This is a genomic window from Syntrophomonas sp. UBA1041 (genome assembly GCF_002316705.1).
Lineage (GTDB): Bacteria > Bacillota > Syntrophomonadia > Syntrophomonadales > Syntrophomonadaceae > DTU019.
The window spans coordinates 40,334-42,549 of record NZ_DCEA01000064.1 but is presented as its reverse complement, the minus strand read 5'-3'; the positions used below and the strand labels follow the sequence as shown (position 1 = coordinate 42,549).

Genomic DNA, 2,216 nt, shown 5'->3' with positions numbered 1-2,216 from the left:
GGTTTCATTTCTTTAGGCACGCACTTCCACTCCTTCCTGCATAGATGCTTCAGCCATTTCTTTTCCCATTTGCAGTGCTTTGAAATTCAATTCTTTAAGATTCGGATCCTTCTCAAACTTATAGGCCAATTTGTGTATCAGGGCTTCTTTGGCGGCCTCGAATGACACGATTTTAGTCAGCCCGATGGCCGCCCCCATTATAATGATATTAAATACCCGGGGATGCAGCTTATTATTCGCAATTTCGATGGCAGGTATGCCAATAACCTTCTTGGCTTTTTCCGGGAATTCAGCTTCGGGTATCGGATAACTGTTGTCATACATAAAAATGGTATTTTCGTCAGAGTATCCTGCTGTACGGCCGATAGCCCGTTCACTGAGGGCTATGACCACATCGGCTTTATTGAATTTGGGAGCGCCGATGCGCCGGTCACTGAATTGAAGGAAAGCGATGGATACGCCGCCCCTTTGCTCCAGTCCAAAGTTGGGAATGTAAATGGTTTGCATGTTTTGATTATAAGCTGCTTCCGCCATTATCTCGGCAATAGATTGAACCCCTTGCCCGCCTTCTCCGGCCAGGGCGATCTTAATTAAGGACATTTATTTATCCCCCTTTCCCAGAGGATTCTTTAACTCCCCGACCGGGAAGTATTTCTCCATTTCATCTTCAAGAAAATGTAAGGTTTGTTGCGCATTGGTCCTCCAGTTGGTGGGACAGGTAGATAAGACCTCAACAAATGAAAAGCCATGGCCTTCGATTTGATTGCGCAGGGCATTCTTGATGAAGCGTTTCAACTGGCGATAGTTGGATACGGTAGCCCTGGCGATATAGGCGTCATCCTGGGTCAATGCATTGAGAAACTCCGGTCCTTTGGTGGGATATCCGGTAACATCGGTGTCCCTGCCATAAGGTGTAGTCTCGGTTTTCTGGCCGGGCAGGGTGGTAGGAGCCATTTGACCGCCGGTCATACCGTAGTTGGTGTTGTTAACCAGTATCAATGTGACTTTTTCATTGCGCACCGCTGCATTGAGCAAATGCTGGGAACCGATAGAGTACCCGCCGCCGTCGCCCATATAACCTATTGTGACCAATTCTGGACGACTGCGTTTGATGCCGACCATAACCGGTGTGGTCCGGCCATGATGGGTTTGGGTGCTGTCACAATTAAAAAAATTCCAGGATAACAGCGAGCATCCTATATCACAACCAAAGATGGTTTTATCTTGTATGTTCAGTTCGTCGATGACCTCGCCCAGGGCTTTCAAAACGATACCGTGCCCGCATCCCGGGCAAAACTTATGCGGTTTGGACGGTAAATACCATGATTTTGGAACTGCTGGTGATACGGTCATTTTGAAATTAACCCCCTTCCTTATAAAATACTTTTAACTTTATTCATGATGTCATAATCGATAATTCCTACGCCTGGCATGAATAATCCTTCGATAGGTATGGTTTCACCATAGATCTCCTGACGGATAAGCCGGTACAGTTGCCCGTAGGCCGATTCCGCCACCAGCATCTTTTTGGCACCGCTTTTAGCGATGGCATCCCGCAATTGCTGCTGAGGAAAAGGACGCAAGGTGATAGGCCTGAAATAGCCCGCTTTTATTCCCTGTGCGCGCAGGGCTTTCACCGCGTCATCGGCCGCCCTGGATACCACTCCATGGGAGATGATGAGGATATCGGCATCCTCACATTCCTTTTCTTCATACTCAATTATCTCTGGAGCGATGCGCTCATAGTCTTCGGCATGTTGCAGAACTACATCATATAATTCTTCTTCCAGGCTGTAAATGTTGCACAGATGTTCGGCTTCCCGGTCTACTCCAATACTTCCCGCCTTGCCTATAAGCGGATAGGGGGAAACCATTTCAATACCCCGGTCCTGGGGTTCGTATATGGTTAAAGGCTCCCTCATTTTGGCCTGATATCCATCCCCAAGAATAAACGTGGGGAATCTGTATTTCCAGGCTACGTTGAACCCCTTAATTACGTAATCGAATATCTCCTGATGGGTAGCGGTGGAGTAAACCATACGGTTGCCTTCTCCGTTGCCGCCGAAAGTAGTCAGGGTAACCTCTTGTTGGGAATAGACCACGGTGCCGGATGAAGGGCCGCCGCGCTGTTGAATTATCGCCACCAGGGGCAGACGCATGGCCTCTGCCATGCCGAAAGGTTCCTGCATCAGTACATTGCCGGGGCCTGCGGTGGC

At 48.6% G+C, this 2,216-nt stretch carries 3 protein-coding genes; all 3 read right to left on the bottom strand.

What is annotated here, in order from left to right; genetic code table 11:
• Positions 1 to 12: 12 nt before the first annotated feature.
• A complete protein-coding gene (locus B2633_RS09430; protein ID WP_481042044.1) occupies positions 13 to 600 on the bottom strand; it encodes a 2-oxoacid:acceptor oxidoreductase family protein in 588 nt (195 codons plus the stop codon).
• Positions 601 to 1,353, bottom strand: coding sequence for a thiamine pyrophosphate-dependent enzyme (locus B2633_RS09425; protein WP_481042042.1), 753 nt, complete (start codon positions 1,351 to 1,353; stop codon positions 601 to 603).
• Positions 1,354 to 1,373: 20 nt separating this feature from the next.
• The coding region (locus B2633_RS09420) for a ferredoxin oxidoreductase (protein ID WP_483170357.1) at positions 1,374 to 2,216 on the bottom strand (843 nt) is incomplete at its 5' end.